Source organism: Bacteroides sp. LFL-34 (genome assembly GCF_027257075.1).
GTDB classification, from domain to species: Bacteria; Bacteroidota; Bacteroidia; order Bacteroidales; family Bacteroidaceae; genus Bacteroides; species Bacteroides ovatus.
On the sequence record NZ_JAPQKZ010000061.1, the window covers coordinates 1 to 15543 of the forward strand.

21 protein-coding genes, 1 tRNA gene and 1 pseudogene are annotated in these 15543 nt (G+C 51.0%); 15 read left to right on the forward strand and 8 right to left on the reverse strand.

All coding sequences use genetic code 11. The features are described from left to right. The 15 genes and pseudogenes from N5O98_RS24215 to N5O98_RS24285 form a co-directional block, all read left to right on the forward strand. Positions 1–185 (forward strand): annotated as a pseudogene (locus tag N5O98_RS24215) (ParA family protein); the annotation flags it as partial. A 1-nt stretch (position 186) separates the two neighbouring features. Further along, positions 187–615 carry a DUF3408 domain-containing protein gene (locus tag N5O98_RS24220; RefSeq protein WP_007478184.1) on the forward strand — a complete coding sequence of 143 codons (429 nt, stop codon included), beginning with the start codon at positions 187–189 and terminating at the stop codon, positions 613–615. 2 nt (positions 616–617) lie between these two features. Then, on the forward strand, positions 618–1247 hold the full coding sequence (locus N5O98_RS24225; RefSeq protein WP_007478186.1) for a hypothetical protein: 630 nt from the start codon (positions 618–620) through the stop codon (positions 1245–1247). Positions 1248–1417: 170 nt separating this feature from the next. Further along, positions 1418–1714: a DUF4134 domain-containing protein gene (locus tag N5O98_RS24230; RefSeq protein WP_004308755.1), complete on the forward strand. Its 297-nt coding sequence runs from the start codon at positions 1418–1420 to the stop codon at positions 1712–1714. A 10-nt stretch (positions 1715–1724) separates the two neighbouring features. Further along, positions 1725–2087, forward strand: a complete 363-nt coding sequence (locus tag N5O98_RS24235) for a DUF4133 domain-containing protein (protein ID WP_007566699.1) — start codon at positions 1725–1727, stop codon at positions 2085–2087. Continuing rightward, on the forward strand, positions 2084–4597 hold the full coding sequence (locus tag N5O98_RS24240) for a TraG family conjugative transposon ATPase (protein ID WP_007566701.1): 2514 nt from the start codon (positions 2084–2086) through the stop codon (positions 4595–4597). Before N5O98_RS24235 ends, N5O98_RS24240 begins: the two co-directional genes overlap by 4 nt. A gap of 11 nt (positions 4598–4608) precedes the next feature. Beyond that, positions 4609–5235 carry a DUF4141 domain-containing protein gene (locus tag N5O98_RS24245; RefSeq protein WP_007566703.1) on the forward strand — a complete coding sequence of 209 codons (627 nt, stop codon included), beginning with the start codon at positions 4609–4611 and terminating at the stop codon, positions 5233–5235. A 19-nt stretch (positions 5236–5254) separates the two neighbouring features. Beyond that, positions 5255–6250: a conjugative transposon protein TraJ gene (gene traJ / locus N5O98_RS24250; RefSeq protein WP_028728967.1), complete on the forward strand. Its 996-nt coding sequence runs from the start codon at positions 5255–5257 to the stop codon at positions 6248–6250. A gap of 20 nt (positions 6251–6270) precedes the next feature. Further along, a complete protein-coding gene (traK, locus tag N5O98_RS24255) occupies positions 6271–6894 on the forward strand; it encodes a conjugative transposon protein TraK (RefSeq protein WP_004325451.1) in 624 nt (207 codons plus the stop codon). A 4-nt stretch (positions 6895–6898) separates the two neighbouring features. After that, positions 6899–7195, forward strand: a complete 297-nt coding sequence (locus N5O98_RS24260; RefSeq protein WP_007754134.1) for a TraL conjugative transposon family protein — start codon at positions 6899–6901, stop codon at positions 7193–7195. Next, positions 7173–8486: a conjugative transposon protein TraM gene (gene traM / locus N5O98_RS24265; protein ID WP_007754131.1), complete on the forward strand. Its 1314-nt coding sequence runs from the start codon at positions 7173–7175 to the stop codon at positions 8484–8486. The genes N5O98_RS24260 and traM overlap by 23 nt, the downstream gene beginning before the upstream one ends. Before the next feature lie 33 nt (positions 8487–8519). Continuing rightward, positions 8520–9455 carry a conjugative transposon protein TraN gene (gene traN, locus N5O98_RS24270; RefSeq protein WP_007754128.1) on the forward strand — a complete coding sequence of 312 codons (936 nt, stop codon included), beginning with the start codon at positions 8520–8522 and terminating at the stop codon, positions 9453–9455. A 3-nt stretch (positions 9456–9458) separates the two neighbouring features. Continuing rightward, positions 9459–10040 carry a conjugal transfer protein TraO gene (locus tag N5O98_RS24275; protein ID WP_007754126.1) on the forward strand — a complete coding sequence of 194 codons (582 nt, stop codon included), beginning with the start codon at positions 9459–9461 and terminating at the stop codon, positions 10038–10040. A 13-nt stretch (positions 10041–10053) separates the two neighbouring features. After that, a complete protein-coding gene (locus tag N5O98_RS24280; RefSeq protein WP_007754124.1) occupies positions 10054–10512 on the forward strand; it encodes a DUF3872 domain-containing protein in 459 nt (152 codons plus the stop codon). A gap of 12 nt (positions 10513–10524) precedes the next feature. Beyond that, positions 10525–10845, forward strand: coding sequence for a hypothetical protein (locus N5O98_RS24285; protein WP_007754121.1), 321 nt, complete (start codon positions 10525–10527; stop codon positions 10843–10845). A 203-nt stretch (positions 10846–11048) separates the two neighbouring features. Here N5O98_RS24285 and N5O98_RS24290 read toward each other — a convergent pair whose 3' ends face one another. From N5O98_RS24290 to N5O98_RS24325, 8 genes are all read right to left on the reverse strand, one after another. Continuing rightward, positions 11049–11531, reverse strand: coding sequence for a DUF7258 domain-containing protein (locus N5O98_RS24290; protein ID WP_028728958.1), 483 nt, complete (start codon positions 11529–11531; stop codon positions 11049–11051). Between the two features lie 11 nt (positions 11532–11542). Continuing rightward, the gene (locus N5O98_RS24295; protein ID WP_007754116.1) at positions 11543–11764 is read right to left on the reverse strand and encodes a DUF3873 domain-containing protein; all 222 of its coding nucleotides are present in this window, start codon (positions 11762–11764) and stop codon (positions 11543–11545) included. 22 nt (positions 11765–11786) lie between these two features. After that, positions 11787–11999 carry a hypothetical protein gene (locus tag N5O98_RS24300; protein ID WP_007754115.1) on the reverse strand — a complete coding sequence of 71 codons (213 nt, stop codon included), beginning with the start codon at positions 11997–11999 and terminating at the stop codon, positions 11787–11789. 52 nt (positions 12000–12051) lie between these two features. Further along, a complete protein-coding gene (locus tag N5O98_RS24305) occupies positions 12052–12585 on the reverse strand; it encodes an antirestriction protein ArdA (protein ID WP_007754113.1) in 534 nt (177 codons plus the stop codon). 291 nt (positions 12586–12876) lie between these two features. Beyond that, complete coding sequence (locus N5O98_RS24310) at positions 12877–13077, reverse strand: hypothetical protein (RefSeq protein ID WP_007754109.1); 201 nt, start codon at positions 13075–13077, stop codon at positions 12877–12879. Positions 13078–13219: 142 nt separating this feature from the next. After that, positions 13220–13750 carry an ORF6N domain-containing protein gene (locus N5O98_RS24315; RefSeq protein WP_032536632.1) on the reverse strand — a complete coding sequence of 177 codons (531 nt, stop codon included), beginning with the start codon at positions 13748–13750 and terminating at the stop codon, positions 13220–13222. Between the two features lie 84 nt (positions 13751–13834). Continuing rightward, the gene (locus N5O98_RS24320; RefSeq protein ID WP_007478215.1) at positions 13835–15064 is read right to left on the reverse strand and encodes a site-specific integrase; all 1230 of its coding nucleotides are present in this window, start codon (positions 15062–15064) and stop codon (positions 13835–13837) included. Positions 15065–15337: 273 nt separating this feature from the next. Then, a tRNA-Ser gene (locus N5O98_RS24325) sits at positions 15338–15422 on the reverse strand. Positions 15423–15543 lie beyond the last annotated feature (121 nt).

Genomic DNA, 15543 nt, shown 5'->3' on the forward strand with positions numbered 1-15543 from the left:
AGGAACTGGAACTGCCGCTGATGAAAACCTTTATCCCCGATACCAAACGCTACAAAAAGGAACTGGTGGCGGATAAAAAGGCGGTGTTCCGCTCCACGCTCTTTCCCGCCAGCCGCCCGTTGGTAAGGGGAAGCAACTTGGAAGAACTGATAACCGAAATAGTGTACTACATCAAATTAAAATGATATGGCAAAGCAAAGCGGCGGGATGCCGAAGATAGACGAGGATTTTATGCGGGAACTTATCTCGCAGGGTGTACCCGCCAAGCGGGAGAGCCAGCCGGATGATGAACCGCAGCCCGGCAGCGAAACGGAAACCGCCCACGAGGGACGGCAGGCTGAAACAGTGCAAGTAGAGAAACCGACACCCCGCAAGCGCAAGGGCGGTTCGGGCGACTACCGGGAAACCTACTTTCAGAAAGTGGAACTGGCAGACCGACAGCCCTTGTACGTGAGCCGAACCACGCATGAGAAGCTGATGCGTATCGTGACGGTGATAGGCGGGCGAAAGGTGACGGTAAGCAGCTACGTGGAAAACATTCTGCTGCGCCACTTCGAGCAGTACCAAGACGAGATAAACACCCTGTACGAAAGCCACTTCCAAAAGCCTGTCTGACTATGGTAATCTATTGCATACTTACCGGGCTTTTGGTGTACTACATCGCCCTGTGGCTGTGGTATCGCTACACGGACAGCCGGACATCACCGGGCAAAACGGATGATGCGCCGCTTCCACGAAACGGGGTTTCAGGCTACACGCTGATAGGTGAAAGCCGATACAAGAGCGGACAATTTCAGACAGCGCAGGACAAATCGGGACACCTCCCGCAAGCGGCTGAAAATGATACTATTTTTGCGCCGCAGGCTGACGGACTGCCGGAAGAAACGCCCGGTTACGAGAATGACGAACCCGACTACGAGGACGAGGAAATAGCCGGGTACATGGACGGTGACGATGATACCGGGCGGGCTACGGGCGTGAGCTTTGACGAACTGGGCGAAGCGGTACGCACGGCGAACGCCGACAACCCCACCGAAACGGAACAGCGGCAAGCCGCCGGGACACTGGCAAGGATTGAGGGGACGAACCTCTACGATGCGGTGGTGGAGAACATCAACGGCGGGCTGGCAAAGGTGGCGGAACTGCTGGGACGCAACGAAGCGGAACTGGCTGCGGCTGCTGTCCCTGCCGAAGCTGGCAATAAAAGCAAGGAACACGAAGCGTTCGACATGAACGATTTCCTATAATATAATAATGTATAAGCCTGACAGCATGAAACAGCGTGATTACGGTTGATTGGCAACCTGAAAACCAAACAGACAAACGGGACTATCCCCGACCACTAAAATTTCAAATTATTCACCAGCCGGGAAAGGCGGACTATCCACCCGCCGCCCGGCATTAAAAACAAATCACAATGAGAAAGAAAATCTTCTTGTCGGCGGCTATACTTGCCGCCGTGGTAAGTGCCTACGCACAAGGAAACGGGCAGGCGGGCATCACCGAAGCCACGAACCTAATCACCGGGTATTTCGACCCCGGAACAAAACTGGTGTACGCAATCGGGGCGGTCTGCGGCTTGATTGGCGGGGTAAAAGTATATAACAAGTTTTCAAGCGGCGACCCCGACACCTCAAAGACCGCCGCCAGTTGGTTCGGGGCGTGCATCTTCCTGATTGTAGCCGCCACTATCCTGCGCTCGTTCTTCCTCTAAACCTGCGGCTATGTCTGACGAGTTGTTGAGGGCTAAGCCCGAAAAATATCAGGTAAACAGGGGTATCGGGAAGCCCGTGGAGTTCAAGGGGCTGAAAAGCCAGTACCTCTTTATCTTTTGCGGCGGCTTGCTCGCCGTCTTCGTGGTGTTCATCGTCCTGTTCATGGCGGGCGTGAACCAGTGGCTATGTATCGGTTTCATCGTGTCGGCTTCGCTGCTGCTCGTGTGGCAGACGTTCCGGCTCAACGCCAAGTACGGCACGCACGGGCTGATGAAAGCCGCCGCACGCAAACGGCATCCACGCTTCATTATCAGCCGAAAGGCGATACCCCGATTATTCACCTACAAAAAAAGAAAGGAAGAAAGACCATGAGAAATATGTTAAAGGCTACCACGCTGGAAAGGAAATTCCCCCTTTTGGCGGTGGAGAACGGCTGCATCATTTCAAAGGATGCGGACATAACGGTGGCTTTCAGGGTGGAACTGCCCGAACTGTTCACCGTCACCAGTGCCGAGTACGAAGCCATACATTCGGCATGGTACAAGGCAATCAAGGTGCTGCCCGACTACTCCATAGTACACAAGCAGGACTTCTTCATCAAGGAGAACTACCAGCCCGACACGGAAAGGGACGAGCTTAGTTTTTTAAGCCGCTCCTTTGAACGGCACTTCAATGAACGCCCGTTCCTGAACCATTACTGCTACCTGTTCCTGACAAAGACGACAAGGGAGAGAAGCCGCCGACAGAGCGACTTCTCCACCCTATGCCGGGGCAGGATTGTACCGCAGGAGATAGCCGACAAGGAAGCGGCGGCAAAGTTCATCGAAGCGGTCGGGCAGTTTGAAAGGATTATGAACGACAGCGGGTTTGTCACCCTTACCCGGCTGGCGGCATCGGAAATCACCGGGCAGGACGGAAAGGCGGGCATCATCGAGAAATACTTCTCGCTATCGCAGACAGATACCACCTGCCTGAAAGACATCGGGCTGTACCCGGAAGAAATGCGTGTCGGGGACGACATACTGTGCCTGCACACGCTTTCGGACGTGGAAGATTTGCCCGGAAAGGTCGGGACGGACACACGGTTTGAGAAGCTGTCCACTGACCGGAGCGACTGCCGACTGTCATTCGCCGCCCCGGTGGGCGTGCTGTTGTCGTGCAACCACGTCTATAACCAGTTCATCTTCATAGACGACCACGCCGAAAACCTGAAGAACTTCGAGCAGACCGCCCGGAACATGCAATCGCTCTCCCGTTATTCCCGTGCCAACCAAGTGAACAAGGAATGGATAGACGAGTACCTGAACGAAGCGCACAGCAAGGGGCTTGTATCGGTGCGCTGCCACTGCAACGTCATGGCATGGAGTGACGACCGGGAAGAACTCAAACGCATACGCAACGATGTGGGAAGCCAGCTTGCGCTAATGGAGTGCAAGCCACGCCACAACACGGTCGATACGCCCACGCTCTTTTGGGCGGGCATACCCGGAAACGAAGCGGACTTCCCCGCAGAGGAAAGTTTCTACACGTTCTTGGGGCAGGCTCTCTGCCTGTTCGTGGAAGAAACGAACTACAAGAGTTCGCTTTCGCCGTTCGGCATCAAAATGGTGGACAGGGTGAGCGGTCGCCCGCTGCATATCGACATATCGGATTTGCCCATGAAGAAAGGCATCACGACCAACCGCAACAAGTTCATACTTGGGCCGAGCGGGTCGGGTAAGTCTTTCTTTACCAACCACATGGTGCGTCAGTATTACGAGCAGGGGGCGCACGTGCTGCTGGTAGATACGGGTAACAGTTACTTGGGGCTGTCCCAGCTTATCCACAACCGCACGCACGGCGAGGACGGGATTTATTTCACCTACACCAACGAGAACCCGATAGCGTTCAACCCGTTCTATGTCGAGGACGGGGTATTCGACATAGAGAAGAAAGAGAGCATCAAGACCCTTATACTCACCCTGTGGAAGCGGGATGATGAAGCCCCGAAGCGGTCGGAAGAAGTGGCGTTGTCAAACGCCGTGAGTGCCTATATCGAACTGACAGGCAAAGACCGTTCGGTAACGCCCTGCTTCAACACGTTCTACGAGTTTGTCCGGGATGATTACCGCCGACAGCTTGAACAGAAGAACGTCAGGGAAAAGGATTTTGACATAAACAATTTCCTGAACGTGCTTGAACCGTACTATCGTGGCGGTGAGTACGACTACCTGCTGAACTCCGACAAGGAACTGGATTTGTTGCACAAACGCTTCATTGTCTTTGAGTTGGACAACATCAAAGACCACAAGATTTTATTCCCGGTAACGACTATCATCATCATGGAAGCCTTTATAAACAAGATGCGCAAGTTAAAGGGAATAAGGAAGTTAATACTAATCGAGGAAGCGTGGAAAGCGATTGCATCGGCGAACATGGCGGACTATATCCGCTACCTCTACAAAACCGTCCGAAAATATTTCGGGGAAGCGATTGTAGTCACGCAAGAGATTGAGGATATTATTTCTTCCCCTATCGTGAAAGAGAGTATCATCAATAACTCGGACTGCAAAATCCTGTTAGACCAAAGAAAATATCTCAACAAGTTTGACAGCATACAGAACCTCTTGGGACTGACCGACAAGGAGCGTTCGCAGATATTGTCTATCAACATGGCGAACCACCCCGGACGGAAGTACAAGGAAGTTTTCTTCTCGCTGGGCGGCACGCAGTCGGCGGTGTACGCCACAGAAGTTTCATTGGAAGAATATTACACCTTCACGACAGAGGAAAGCGAGAAAATGGAACTGTTCGCACTTGCCGACAAGCTGGGCGGCAACCTTGAACTGGCTATCAAGAGGCTTGCAGAAAGCAAACGTAATCCCCAATCATCAACAACTTAAAAATCAGGAACATGAAAAGAACAATTCTCCTTATGGCGGTATGCCTTTGCTTCATCGGCAACGCATCCGCACAGTGGGTGGTGTCAGACCCCGGCAATTTGGCACAGGGCATCATCAACACCACCAAGCAGATAGTGCAGACTTCCACCACAGCCAAAAACACGCTGGACGGCTTCATGGAAGCGCAGAAGATTTTCCAGCAGGGAAAAGTCTATTACGATGCGCTCAAAGCGGTACACGATGTTGTCAAGGGCGGCATCAAGGTGAAGAAGTCCATTGAACTGGTGGCGGAAATATCCGAAATCTACGTGCGAAACTACCAGAACATGCTGGCTGACCCGAACTACACGCCGGATGAACTCACCGCCATTTCAGCCGGGTATGCCAAGCTGCTCTCCGAAAGTGCGGACGTGTTGCAGGACTTGAAGAATGTAGTGAACGTGACGGGTATGTCGCTGACGGATGCCGAAAGGCTGGCGGTAATCAACAACGCCTACAAAAGCCTGCTCAACTACCGCAACCTCGTGAACTACTACACCCGAAAGAACATATCCGTGTCCTACCTGCGGGCAAAGAAGAAGAACGACACAGACCGGGTGCTGGCTCTTTACGGCTCGGCGGATGAACGCTACTGGTAACATATAAATCGGTATGCCTATGTTATTAGCAGCGGTGGATTTTGACAACCTGCACCAAGTGTTGCGGGTGCTGTACGATGAAATGATGCCCTTGTGCAGCAACATGACGGGGGTAGCCAAAGGAATAGCCGGGCTGGGTGCGCTGTTCTATGTAGCCGCCAAAGTGTGGCAGTCGCTCGCACGTGCCGAACCCATAGACGTGTACCCGCTCCTGCGTCCCTTTGCGCTGGGGCTGTGCATCATGTTCTTTCCCACGTTCGTGCTGGGGACTATCAACACGGTATTGTCGCCAGTGGTGAAAGGGTGCAACCAACTTATGGAAACGCAGACTTTCGACATGAACGAATACCGGGCACAGAAAGACCGACTGGAATATGAAGCCCTGATGCGTAGCCCCGAAACGGCTTACCTCGCTTCGGACGAGGAATTTGACAGGCAACTGGAAGAACTGGGCTGGTCGCCCTCCGATATGGTAACTATGACGGGTATGTATATGGACAGGGCGGCGTACAATATAAAGAAGTCCGTCCGGGACTGGTTCAGGGAACTGCTGGAAATGCTCTTTCAGGCGGCGGGGCTGATTATAGACACGCTGCGCACGTTCTTCCTAATCGTGTTAAGCATACTGGGTCCGCTGGCGTTTGCGATTTCCGTCTATGACGGTTTCCAAAGCACGCTGACCCAGTGGATTTCACGCTATATATCCATTTACCTGTGGCTACCCGTGTCGGACTTGTTCAGCAGCGTGCTGGCACGCATACAAACCCTGATGCTACAAAAAGACATCGAGCAGCTTTCAGACCCGAATTTCATTCCTGACGGGAGCAGCACCGTGTATGTAATCTTTATGATTATCGGCATCGTGGGCTACTTCACCATTCCAACGGTGGCAAGCTGGATAGTGTCGGCTGGCGGTACGTCTGCCTATAACCGCAACGTGGCACGGGCTGGGTCAATCGCCGGGGCGGCGGTCGGTGCGGCAAGCGGGAAAGTAACCGGGAAACTACTCAAATAACCAACATCAATATTTAGTATATGGAATTTAAGTCATTAACGAACATCGAAACGAGTTTCCGGCAAATCAGGCTCTTTGCGCTGGTATTCATCTGCCTGTGCGCACTGGTGACGGGCTTTGCCGTGTGGAACTCGTACAGCTTCGCCGAAAAGCAGCGGCAGAAGATATACGTCCTCGACAACGGCAAAAGCCTGATGCTGGCACTCTCGCAGGACATGGCGCAGAACAGACCCGTGGAAGCCAAGTCGCACGTGCGGCGTTTCCACGAACTTTTCTTCACGCTCTCACCCGACAAGGGGGCTATCGAAAGCAACATCAAACGCTCGCTGTTCCTCGCCGACAAGACCGCTTTCAACTATTACAAGGACTTGGCGGAAAAGGGCTACTACAACCGGGTGATTTCCGGAAACGTCACGCAGACGGTGGAGATTGACAGCGTGAAGTGCGACTTCGACCAGTACCCCTACAAGGTGAACACGTATGCCCGCCAGTTGATTGTCCGGGAAAGCAGCCTGACGGTGCGAAGCCTTGTGACCTCGTGCCGCCTGCTCAACGCCACACGGAGCGACAACAACCCGCACGGCTTCATCATCGAAGCGTTCACCATTACCGAGAACAAGGATTTGCAGACCATTAAGAGATAGCCTTATGGAAAGAAAACGAAACTACATCGGAAAGGTGCGGGACTGGGCGGACGACCGCCTGCGCCGAATGTGCGGACGGATTACGCCGGGCAAAAGGCTGGCGGTTATCCTCGTGATGTTCTTCTTCCTTGGCGGCTTGTCTATCTACATTACCGTTTCATCAATCTACAACATCGGGAAGCGGGACGGCAGGCGGCTGCAAATAGAACACATCAGGCAACTGCCGTTGCACGGCAACGACACAACCAAAAGTATCAACCCCTTAAACAGACCGCAATATGGAAGAAGTACAGAAGAATGAGAACGGCACGACCGTACCGCAGGCGGACGGGAAGCCGAAAAAGGAAGATAAACCCAAACGGGAACTTACCCCGCAGCAGGTGCAGCAGCGCAGGAAAATGATAGTCTTCCCGCTGATGTTCCTTGCCTTTGCCGGGTGCATGTACCTGATATTCGCACCCTCCGGCAAAGAGGACGTGAACGTGGAAAGCGTGGGCGGCTTCAACGCCGACATACCCCTGCCCGCAGAGGACGGGATTATAGCCGACAAGCAAAAGGCTTACGAACAGGCGATGATAAGCCGCAGGCAGCAGGAGAAGATACAGTCCTTGCAGGACTTCGGTTTCACCGGGAACGATGAAGCGGAAGAACCGCAAGCGGAAATCGACCTGATGCCGGAAGAGGATGCGAAGCCCCAAAGGGGCGGCGGTGCTTCTTCGGCATACGCTTACCGGGACATCAACCGCCAGTTAAGCACGTTCTATGAAACTCCGGCGGTGGACGAGGAAAAAGAGGACTTGAAGCGGCAGGTAGCGGAACTGACCGATAGGCTGCAACAACAGAACGCCACACCCACCGCTGACGACCAAATGGCACTCTTGGAAAAGTCCTACGAGCTGGCGGCAAAGTACATGAACGGCGGGCAGGGACAAGTCGCACAAGTCCCGGTAACGGGCGACATTGACCGCAAGCCGGATGCGGTGGCGGTGCAGGCTGTCAGGGAAACGACCGTTTCGGGATTGCGGCAGCCCATGAGCGATGCCGACTTCATCCGGGCTTACAGCCAGCCACGAAACTACGGCTTCAACACGGCAGTAGGCACGGGGTACGCTATGGGAAAGAACACGGTAGCCGCCTGCATCCACCAAGACCAAACCCTGACGGACGGGCAGGCGGTGAAACTACGGCTGCTCGAACCCATGCAGGCGGGGAACATAGTCGTGCCGAAGAATACCCTCGTGGCGGGGACGGCAAAGGTGCAGGGCGAGCGGCTTGACATACTGGTGTCCTCGATTGAGTACGCTGGCAACATCATCCCGGTGGAACTCGCCGTGTTCGACACGGACGGGCAAAAGGGGCTGTCCGTCCCGTCCTCTATGGAGCAGGAAGCGTTCAACGAAGCTATGGCGAATATCGGAAGCGGGCTGGGTACAAGCATTTCCTTTGCCCAAAGTGCCGGGCAGCAGGTGGCTATGGACGTGACAAGGGGATTGCTGCAAGGAACGTCCGGCTACCTCGCCAAGAAGTTCCGAACCGTGAAAGTGAAGCTGAAAGCCGGGTACAGGGTGATGCTTTACGCCAAACAACAATAACCATTTTATCAACCGTTAAAATTTCAATTAGCAATGAAACAGATTTTTGTAATGTTCGCCCTCTTGCTGGGCGTGTGTGCGGCAAACGCACAAACCACTGACACCGTGAAGTATGCGGCTGGCAACGACTTGTACCGGGGGATTACCCGGAAACTCCCGTACCGCCAAATGGTTACGCCCTACGGCGTGGAAGTGACCTTTGCCAAGACGGTGCATATCATCTTCCCCGCCGCCGTCCGCTATGTCGATTTGGGAAGCAACCATATCATAGCGGGCAAGGCGGACGGTGCGGAGAACGTAATCAGGGTGAAAGCCACGACAGAGGGCTTTCCGGGAGAAACGAACTTCTCCGTTATCTGCGAGGACGGCAGTTTCTTTTCGTTCAACGCCAAGTACGCCCGTGAACCGGAAATGCTCAACATCGAAATGAAAGACTTCTTGGAGAATGAAGATACGTCCGACTTCTCACATACCCGGATGAACATCTATTTCCGGGAACTGGGGAATGAAAGCCCGCTATTGGTGAAACTGATAATGCAGAGCATCTACAAGAACAATGACCGGAAAGTGCGCCACTTGGGTAGCAAGCGTTTCGGCATACAGTTCTTAATCAAGGGGATTTACACCTATAACGGGATGCTCTATGTACACACGCAGACAAAGAACAGTTCCAACGTGCCTTTCGATACCGACTTCATCAAGTTTAAGATAACCGATAAGAAAGTACCCAAGCGCACGGCTATTCAGGAAACGGTGCTGGATGCGGTACGTAGCTACAACGAGGTGATAGAGATTGCAGGAAAAAGTACCGTGCGCACGGTGTACGCCCTGCCGAAGTTCACCATTCCTGACGACAAGCTGCTGGTCGTGGAACTCTACGAGAAGAACGGCGGGCGGCATCAGACCATACGGGTGGAGAACGCCGACATCGTGAACGCAGAAGTGATTGACGAACTAAAAATCAAATAGGGAATGAAAAGACACATCTTTATAATGATGCTCTTTGCGCTGTGCCTGACCTCGTTTCAGGCACATGCGCAAAGATACCTGCCGGGCATGAAAGGCTTGCAAGTCACGGCGGGCATGGCGGACGGGGTGCATTGGAACTCCGACACGGATTTTGCCTACCACATCGGGGCGGCGTACAGCGTTTACACCAAGAACGCCAACCGCTGGGTGATTGGCGGCGAATACCTGCACAAGAAGTATGACTACAAGGATATGCAGATACCCGTAGAACAGTTCACCGCAGAGGGCGGCTATTACCTGAAATTCCTATCGGACAGGCGAAAGACTTTTTTCCTTTCATTGGGATTGTCGGCTCTCGCCGGGTACGAAACAAGCAACCGAAGCGAAAAGCTGCTGCCGGACGGCTCTACCTTGCTGGATAAGGATTGCTTCATCTACGGCGGTGCGCTGACGCTGGAACTGGAAGCCTACCTGACCGACCGGATAGCCTTGCTTGTCAGTGCAAGGGAACGGGCGTTGTTCGGCTCGGACATAGGCAAGTTCCACACGCAGGTATCTTTGGGACTGAAATTCATTATCAACTGACCGCTATATAATAATGTATATGAAGAATGTAATGTATAAAATCATCATGGGCTGCTACATCGTGGCCGCCCTCGTGCTTGTCACCGCCTGTAATGACAACTTGGATATTCAGCAGGCGTACCCGTTCAGCATCGAAACACTGCCAGTACCCAAAAGGCTGAAAGTCGGGGAAACCGCCGAAATACGCTGCCGACTGGTGCGTGGCGGCTATTACCAGCCGACTACCTATCAGATAAGGTATTTCCAGCCGGACGGCAAAGGGAAGCTGGAAATGGATAACGGCACGGTGTTCCTGCCCAATGACCTCTACCCGCTGGAGAAAGAAACGTTCTGGCTCTACTACACCTCGGCATCGACCGACCAGCAGACGATTGACATTTATATCATCGACAGCTTCGGGCAGATGCAGCAACTTACACTATCATTTAATAATGACAACAGCGAAGAAGAAACGGAAACAATAACCCCCTAATAATAAAACGACATGGTAAAAATAGAATTGGATATAGAAGGCATCTCGTGGTACATAGAAACCACGTTGGAAACAGATACAGTTCCGGCAGTAGGTGACATCATCATTATGGACAAGGACTGTATTTCCGAACGTGACAGTGCTGAATTATGGAAAACGCCGTCCAATCAGGTTTTCAAATGGGCGGACGAAGAAGATGATGCGCCTGTAATGGAATGGTTCGATTGCGACACGGAAATGCTTGTCAATAAACGGACATGGAAATATGACATCGAGGAAGAAGAAACCGTGTGCATACTTGGTGTAAAATTTATTCACTATGAGGATTTATAGTTGCGACATTCGTTTTTATCATCCTCTTGGGAAACCGGGTATGGAATGATACGCAAAGCGTAAATATCGGGCAGACATCCCGCCGGGAAGCATCGGCGGGATGTTTCCATGATAGGGAAAACGAAAGGCTTCTTTGTTACTTTCTTCACCCGCTGGCAGGCTCACGGAAGAAAGTAACGGCGGCAAGCAGCCGCCGTTTTCTATCAACTGGTTTTAAGGCTCTTTATGGACGTGTATTTCTCTAACCACACCTTTACCTGCTCCATGTTATATTCGCCCGTGATGATTGCCGTATGGTCGTCTATAGCTACAAACCGGACACTTTCATAGCTGTTTACCCAGCCTTGCAGGGAACAGACACCCCACGTTGCAACATCTTCAAAAACACTGCGGTCTATCCGGCTGATTGGTTCGCCGAAAACTACCGTCATTATCTGAAAGTCCGGTTTATCCTCCAACAGTTGCAAATGGTGCAGCGTGCCGAACTCGTCTATTTTGCGCCCCCACGCCCACACATCATTATACAAATCATCGCCCCACTGGTGCGGGTGGTCGAAACGGACTTTTACCTCTATGGTGTGTTCGTTTTCTTCTGTGTCCTCGATAACGCCCGTTACCATTAAGCCCGTAAAAATGCACTCGCAACGCCTGCCGATAAGCTCCTTGTTTACTTCTGTTGTTTTCATGTCCCTAAAATTTACTTGTTTATTACTCCGTTCTTCTTCGCTATCCATTCGTCACGCCTGCGGCGGCACTCGTCCAGCGTTTTGGCTACCGTGCTGAAAAGTTCGCCGTCCGTGTGGCGGTAGTCATATTGATAATAAATTTGTCCCCTGAAAGCCCCTAAACAGCATTTCACGAACTTTTCTTCTCCCGGTGTTTGGGTAATGCTTACCCCGTTTTTGTTAAGTGACTGCATGATGTTCTATTTTTTTTAATGGTTATAATATCAGTAAAGAAAGCAACAGCAGGAAAAGCAGAGCCACGCCCAGCGCATAAAGGGCTGAAAGGCAGACCCGGAGCAGGAAACGGGCGGCACAAAACACGATATACGCCGTTATCGCCGTGCCTGCTCCGGCTACGCTGGTAAACCGCCATGCAAGGCAGAGCAGCAACACCCGCCAAAGGATTTTATAAATGCTTTTCCGTTTCATCGCTTGGTCGTTTTTAACGGGCAGGGCTTTGACACCCCGCCCGGATTGGTTGTTATGCCGCACGGAACACAAAACCGTCATCAAACCAGTAATCGCACATAAAAAGGTCACGGGCGAACTTTTCATAATCGAAATAGGTCTTTGCGAACTCCGGCAGGTCGTAGCATTCCTCGATAATTTCATAGGCGAAATCTTCTTCATCGTCATATTGACCCAGATACTCGTCCCGGAAATCACGTACAAGGTCGTCCGCATCTTCCTCGCCCAAATCATGGCTTTTATAGTTGCACCACACGAAAAAGGCTTCCTGCTCGGTGTCGCTCAAATCCTCCACCGCATCACGCAGGGCGAAGAAGTTTTCAGAAATCCAGCTTTCGCCGATTAAGCCCTCCGGCACGTTCTCCCAGTCCTGAAACATGTATTCCGCATCTTCCTCGTCCTTGTGAAGTTCCCGGCAGGCTTCATAAAATTCTTCCTTGTCCGAATAGTCCGAAAGGTCGAGCCATGCGCCGGACAATGAACCGTTGTTGTACTTGGCATAAGTGCCTACATAAACTTTTGCTTCCGATAATACCTTTGCTTCCATATTGCTGTAATTTTTTAAGTTTTTAATTTTATGCGGATTTGAGAGGTGAGGGAGTTGAAGTTTCACTGAATTTTTTTCCTGTTTCCCGTAAATCCGACTTTTTTTTTATGCGTCTTCCGGTCGGGTCGGTCGTTTTCGTTTCACATAGGCGTAAAAGGGTAGTGTTTAGAGTTTGCAAGGTTTTGGGCAAAAAATACCTCGCAAGGCAGGGAAGATTTTTTCGCCAAACCGGAACGGCTCGACCTTGCAAAATCGTGAAGAACACGTAACTACCTTTGCCTATTGAAATGATTAAAACGACTGTCCCGGCTGGGGGACTGCGTAAGAGGAAGATTTACAAATAGGGAAACTGGGGAAAAGTGCCTGTTCTCTTTCATCTTTTAGGGAACACTCCATGCGGGCGGGAAAGGCAAGGGTGTTGTGAGCTTGCTTGCAATACGCTTGTGCGGGTTTCCAACGGCTCTTTTCACGAAATACAGTCAGCCATGCCACGCACGGCTGGCGTTTCGGGAAATGTGCCAGTTGGAAAAGGATATAAAAAATGCGGGTAGTCGGTAGACTGCCCGCAAGGTGGAAGAATGTACAATGCTGGGATATAGGTTATTAAGTGGAATTTCGTTACCGAAATCGTTACCTATTCGTTCTTGCCACGGTTATAGGTAACGAAACCTACCGGACGGCGTTCTTTCTGTTGTTTCGACTGGCTCAAAAGCTGGGTAAGGGCTTGGTACAGTTCGTTGAACTGCGCATCGGTGCTTACCTCCAGTTCCTCGATGCGCCTTGACAGTTCCTCGTAACCGATTGCCATTTGGCGCATGAGGACAAAAGCCCGCATGATTGAAATGTTTACTTCTATGGCTACTTTGGAGCGGAGAACCGAAGAAAGCATGGCTACGCCCTGCTCGGTGAAAGCCATAGGCATAGCAACGCCGAAGTTGTAAGCAGGGGGTATCACATTTTGTGATACCCCTATGGATAACAGCAAGTTAGCTTCCTCTTGGGTGAGTACAAACATAAAATCACCCGGAAAACGCTCGATATTGCGCTTGACCGCCTGCTTCAAGGCTCGTGTTTCCACTTGGTAGAGTTCTGCCAAATGATAATCGAGCATCACCCGGCAACTTCTGACCTCAAAAATCTTGTTTTGGATAATCTGCAAATCCATAATCGTATATTTTAGGAGATTTAGCAATGTTGGAATAATAGTAAGGACTGGTCACAAATTGTGACCAGTTCCATATAATCAAGATTACATGGCAACTTCCTTGTAAATCTTCTCAATGCCGACAAACTTCTTGTCAAGCCCCTGCATATCGCTGCCTATCTTGCTGTTGGTGATGCGGGCGTAGATTTGCGTAGTTTCTATGTTTGTGTGTCCCAGCATCTTGGACACCGTTTCAATGGGTACGCCCTTTGACAGCGTGGTGGTCGTGGCGAACGTGTGCCGGGCAAGGTGGAATGTCAGGTTCTTTTTAATACCGCATATATCGGCAATCTCTTTCAAGTAGGCGTTTAGCTTCTGATTGCTGATTACGGGAAGTATCTTGCCGTCCGGCAACTTGCCCTTGTACTTCTTCAAAATCATCTTGGGAATATCCAGCAGGGGGACATTCACGTCCGTGTTGGTCTTTACCCGCTTGGTGATTATCCAAAGGTTGCCGTCAAAAGACTTTTGGATATTCTCCTGCCGCAAATTGGCGACATCGCTGTATGCCAGACCGCAGAAACAGGAAAAGACGAACAAGTCCCTGACGTGTTCCAGCCGTTCGGAAACCATTTTCTTTTTAAGGATAATTTTAATCTCGTCCTCTGTCAGATAACCCCTGTCCACTTTTTCCAGCCGGATTTTGTAGCTGGCGAAAGGGTCGCCCACCAGTATGCCGTTGTTACGGGCGATGATGATGATACGCTTGAAGAACTGCATGAACTTGGCGGTGGTGTTGTAGCCGCACTTGCAGGCGGTACGCAAATACAACTCAAAATCGGTAATGAACATCGGGCTTATCTCCTTTATGGATATGTCCGATACGTTGTACTTGCTTTGGATAAATTCAGCGAGGTGGCGGCGGGTCACTTCATACTTGCGGTAGGTCGCTATCGTCTTGGATATGCCTACAAGCTGCTTCACATCGTCATTGTGCTTTTGGAACAATGAAAGGATTGTTTCGTGGCTCTCGCTGTGTCCCAAGAACTCGTTTTTCACTTTCTCGGCGGTCACGTAATTGTCACGCCGCTGCATTTCGTGGTAAATGGTATTCAGGGAAGAACGTATGTCGTCCAAAAGGGCGTTTATCCTCCCGGCATCCCTGCCTTTGGCTTTGCCCGCAGTAATGCTCCAGTTGTCGGGCTGGATGCTCTGTTTCGTACTGAACTGGCAAAGTTTGCCGTCTATGGTGATGCGTGCCATAATCATAACCTCGCCGTTTTTCTTTTCAGAACCTTTCTTCAAATAAAAAAGAACCTTGAATGTCGATTTCATAACTCACTTTTTTTAGTTGCAAAATTAATTTTTACCTCTCGTTTTCGAGTTATGCAGACTATGGACTAATCAAGTCATTATCAGGTCATTTATGGACAAATCGTTACCGTTTTTGTCCGGCGGGGAATAGGTAACGATTTAGTAACGAAACTTTGTCTTTTACCGTACTTTTGAAGTCTTGGAAGCAGGACTTTCGGGCAATAAAAAAAGCCACAAATCATTGATTTGTAGCTTTTTGTCCGTTTGCTGACCATTTCTGTCCAGCACGTTCAGCGGAGAGACAGGGATTCGAACCCCGGGTACCTCGCAGTACAACGGTTTTCAAGACCGCCGCAATCGACCACTCTGCCACCTCTCCAAAACTCCTTTATCAGAAGTGCTTTCCGTTGAAAGCGGTGCAAAGGTACGAATCATTTTTAAATCTGCAAACATTCTGATATTTTTTTCGCGAATTAATCGTATTTTTGCAGTTCATTAGT

What these genes read in the sequence shown, in the direction of transcription:
- traK (WP_004325451.1), top strand. Translation starts at nt 6,271, where the DNA reads ATGGAATTTAAGTCATTAACGAACATCGAAACGAGTTTCCGGCAAATC.
- N5O98_RS24285 (WP_007754121.1), top strand. Translation starts at nt 10,525, where the DNA reads ATGGTAAAAATAGAATTGGATATAGAAGGCATCTCGTGGTACATAGAA.
- traJ (WP_028728967.1), top strand. Translation starts at nt 5,255, where the DNA reads ATGTTATTAGCAGCGGTGGATTTTGACAACCTGCACCAAGTGTTGCGG.
- N5O98_RS24240 (WP_007566701.1), top strand. Translation starts at nt 2,084, where the DNA reads ATGAGAAATATGTTAAAGGCTACCACGCTGGAAAGGAAATTCCCCCTT.
- N5O98_RS24295 (WP_007754116.1), bottom strand. Translation starts at nt 11,764, where the DNA reads ATGCAGTCACTTAACAAAAACGGGGTAAGCATTACCCAAACACCGGGA.
- N5O98_RS24225 (WP_007478186.1), top strand. Translation starts at nt 618, where the DNA reads ATGGTAATCTATTGCATACTTACCGGGCTTTTGGTGTACTACATCGCC.
- N5O98_RS24320 (WP_007478215.1), bottom strand. Translation starts at nt 15,064, where the DNA reads ATGAAATCGACATTCAAGGTTCTTTTTTATTTGAAGAAAGGTTCTGAA.
- N5O98_RS24305 (WP_007754113.1), bottom strand. Translation starts at nt 12,585, where the DNA reads ATGGAAGCAAAGGTATTATCGGAAGCAAAAGTTTATGTAGGCACTTAT.
- N5O98_RS24220 (WP_007478184.1), top strand. Translation starts at nt 187, where the DNA reads ATGGCAAAGCAAAGCGGCGGGATGCCGAAGATAGACGAGGATTTTATG.
- traM (WP_007754131.1), top strand. Translation starts at nt 7,173, where the DNA reads ATGGAAGAAGTACAGAAGAATGAGAACGGCACGACCGTACCGCAGGCG.
- N5O98_RS24245 (WP_007566703.1), top strand. Translation starts at nt 4,609, where the DNA reads ATGAAAAGAACAATTCTCCTTATGGCGGTATGCCTTTGCTTCATCGGC.
- N5O98_RS24235 (WP_007566699.1), top strand. Translation starts at nt 1,725, where the DNA reads ATGTCTGACGAGTTGTTGAGGGCTAAGCCCGAAAAATATCAGGTAAAC.
- N5O98_RS24280 (WP_007754124.1), top strand. Translation starts at nt 10,054, where the DNA reads ATGTATATGAAGAATGTAATGTATAAAATCATCATGGGCTGCTACATC.
- N5O98_RS24290 (WP_028728958.1), bottom strand. Translation starts at nt 11,531, where the DNA reads ATGAAAACAACAGAAGTAAACAAGGAGCTTATCGGCAGGCGTTGCGAG.
- N5O98_RS24230 (WP_004308755.1), top strand. Translation starts at nt 1,418, where the DNA reads ATGAGAAAGAAAATCTTCTTGTCGGCGGCTATACTTGCCGCCGTGGTA.
- N5O98_RS24315 (WP_032536632.1), bottom strand. Translation starts at nt 13,750, where the DNA reads ATGGATTTGCAGATTATCCAAAACAAGATTTTTGAGGTCAGAAGTTGC.
- traN (WP_007754128.1), top strand. Translation starts at nt 8,520, where the DNA reads ATGAAACAGATTTTTGTAATGTTCGCCCTCTTGCTGGGCGTGTGTGCG.
- N5O98_RS24300 (WP_007754115.1), bottom strand. Translation starts at nt 11,999, where the DNA reads ATGAAACGGAAAAGCATTTATAAAATCCTTTGGCGGGTGTTGCTGCTC.
- N5O98_RS24275 (WP_007754126.1), top strand. Translation starts at nt 9,459, where the DNA reads ATGAAAAGACACATCTTTATAATGATGCTCTTTGCGCTGTGCCTGACC.
- N5O98_RS24260 (WP_007754134.1), top strand. Translation starts at nt 6,899, where the DNA reads ATGGAAAGAAAACGAAACTACATCGGAAAGGTGCGGGACTGGGCGGAC.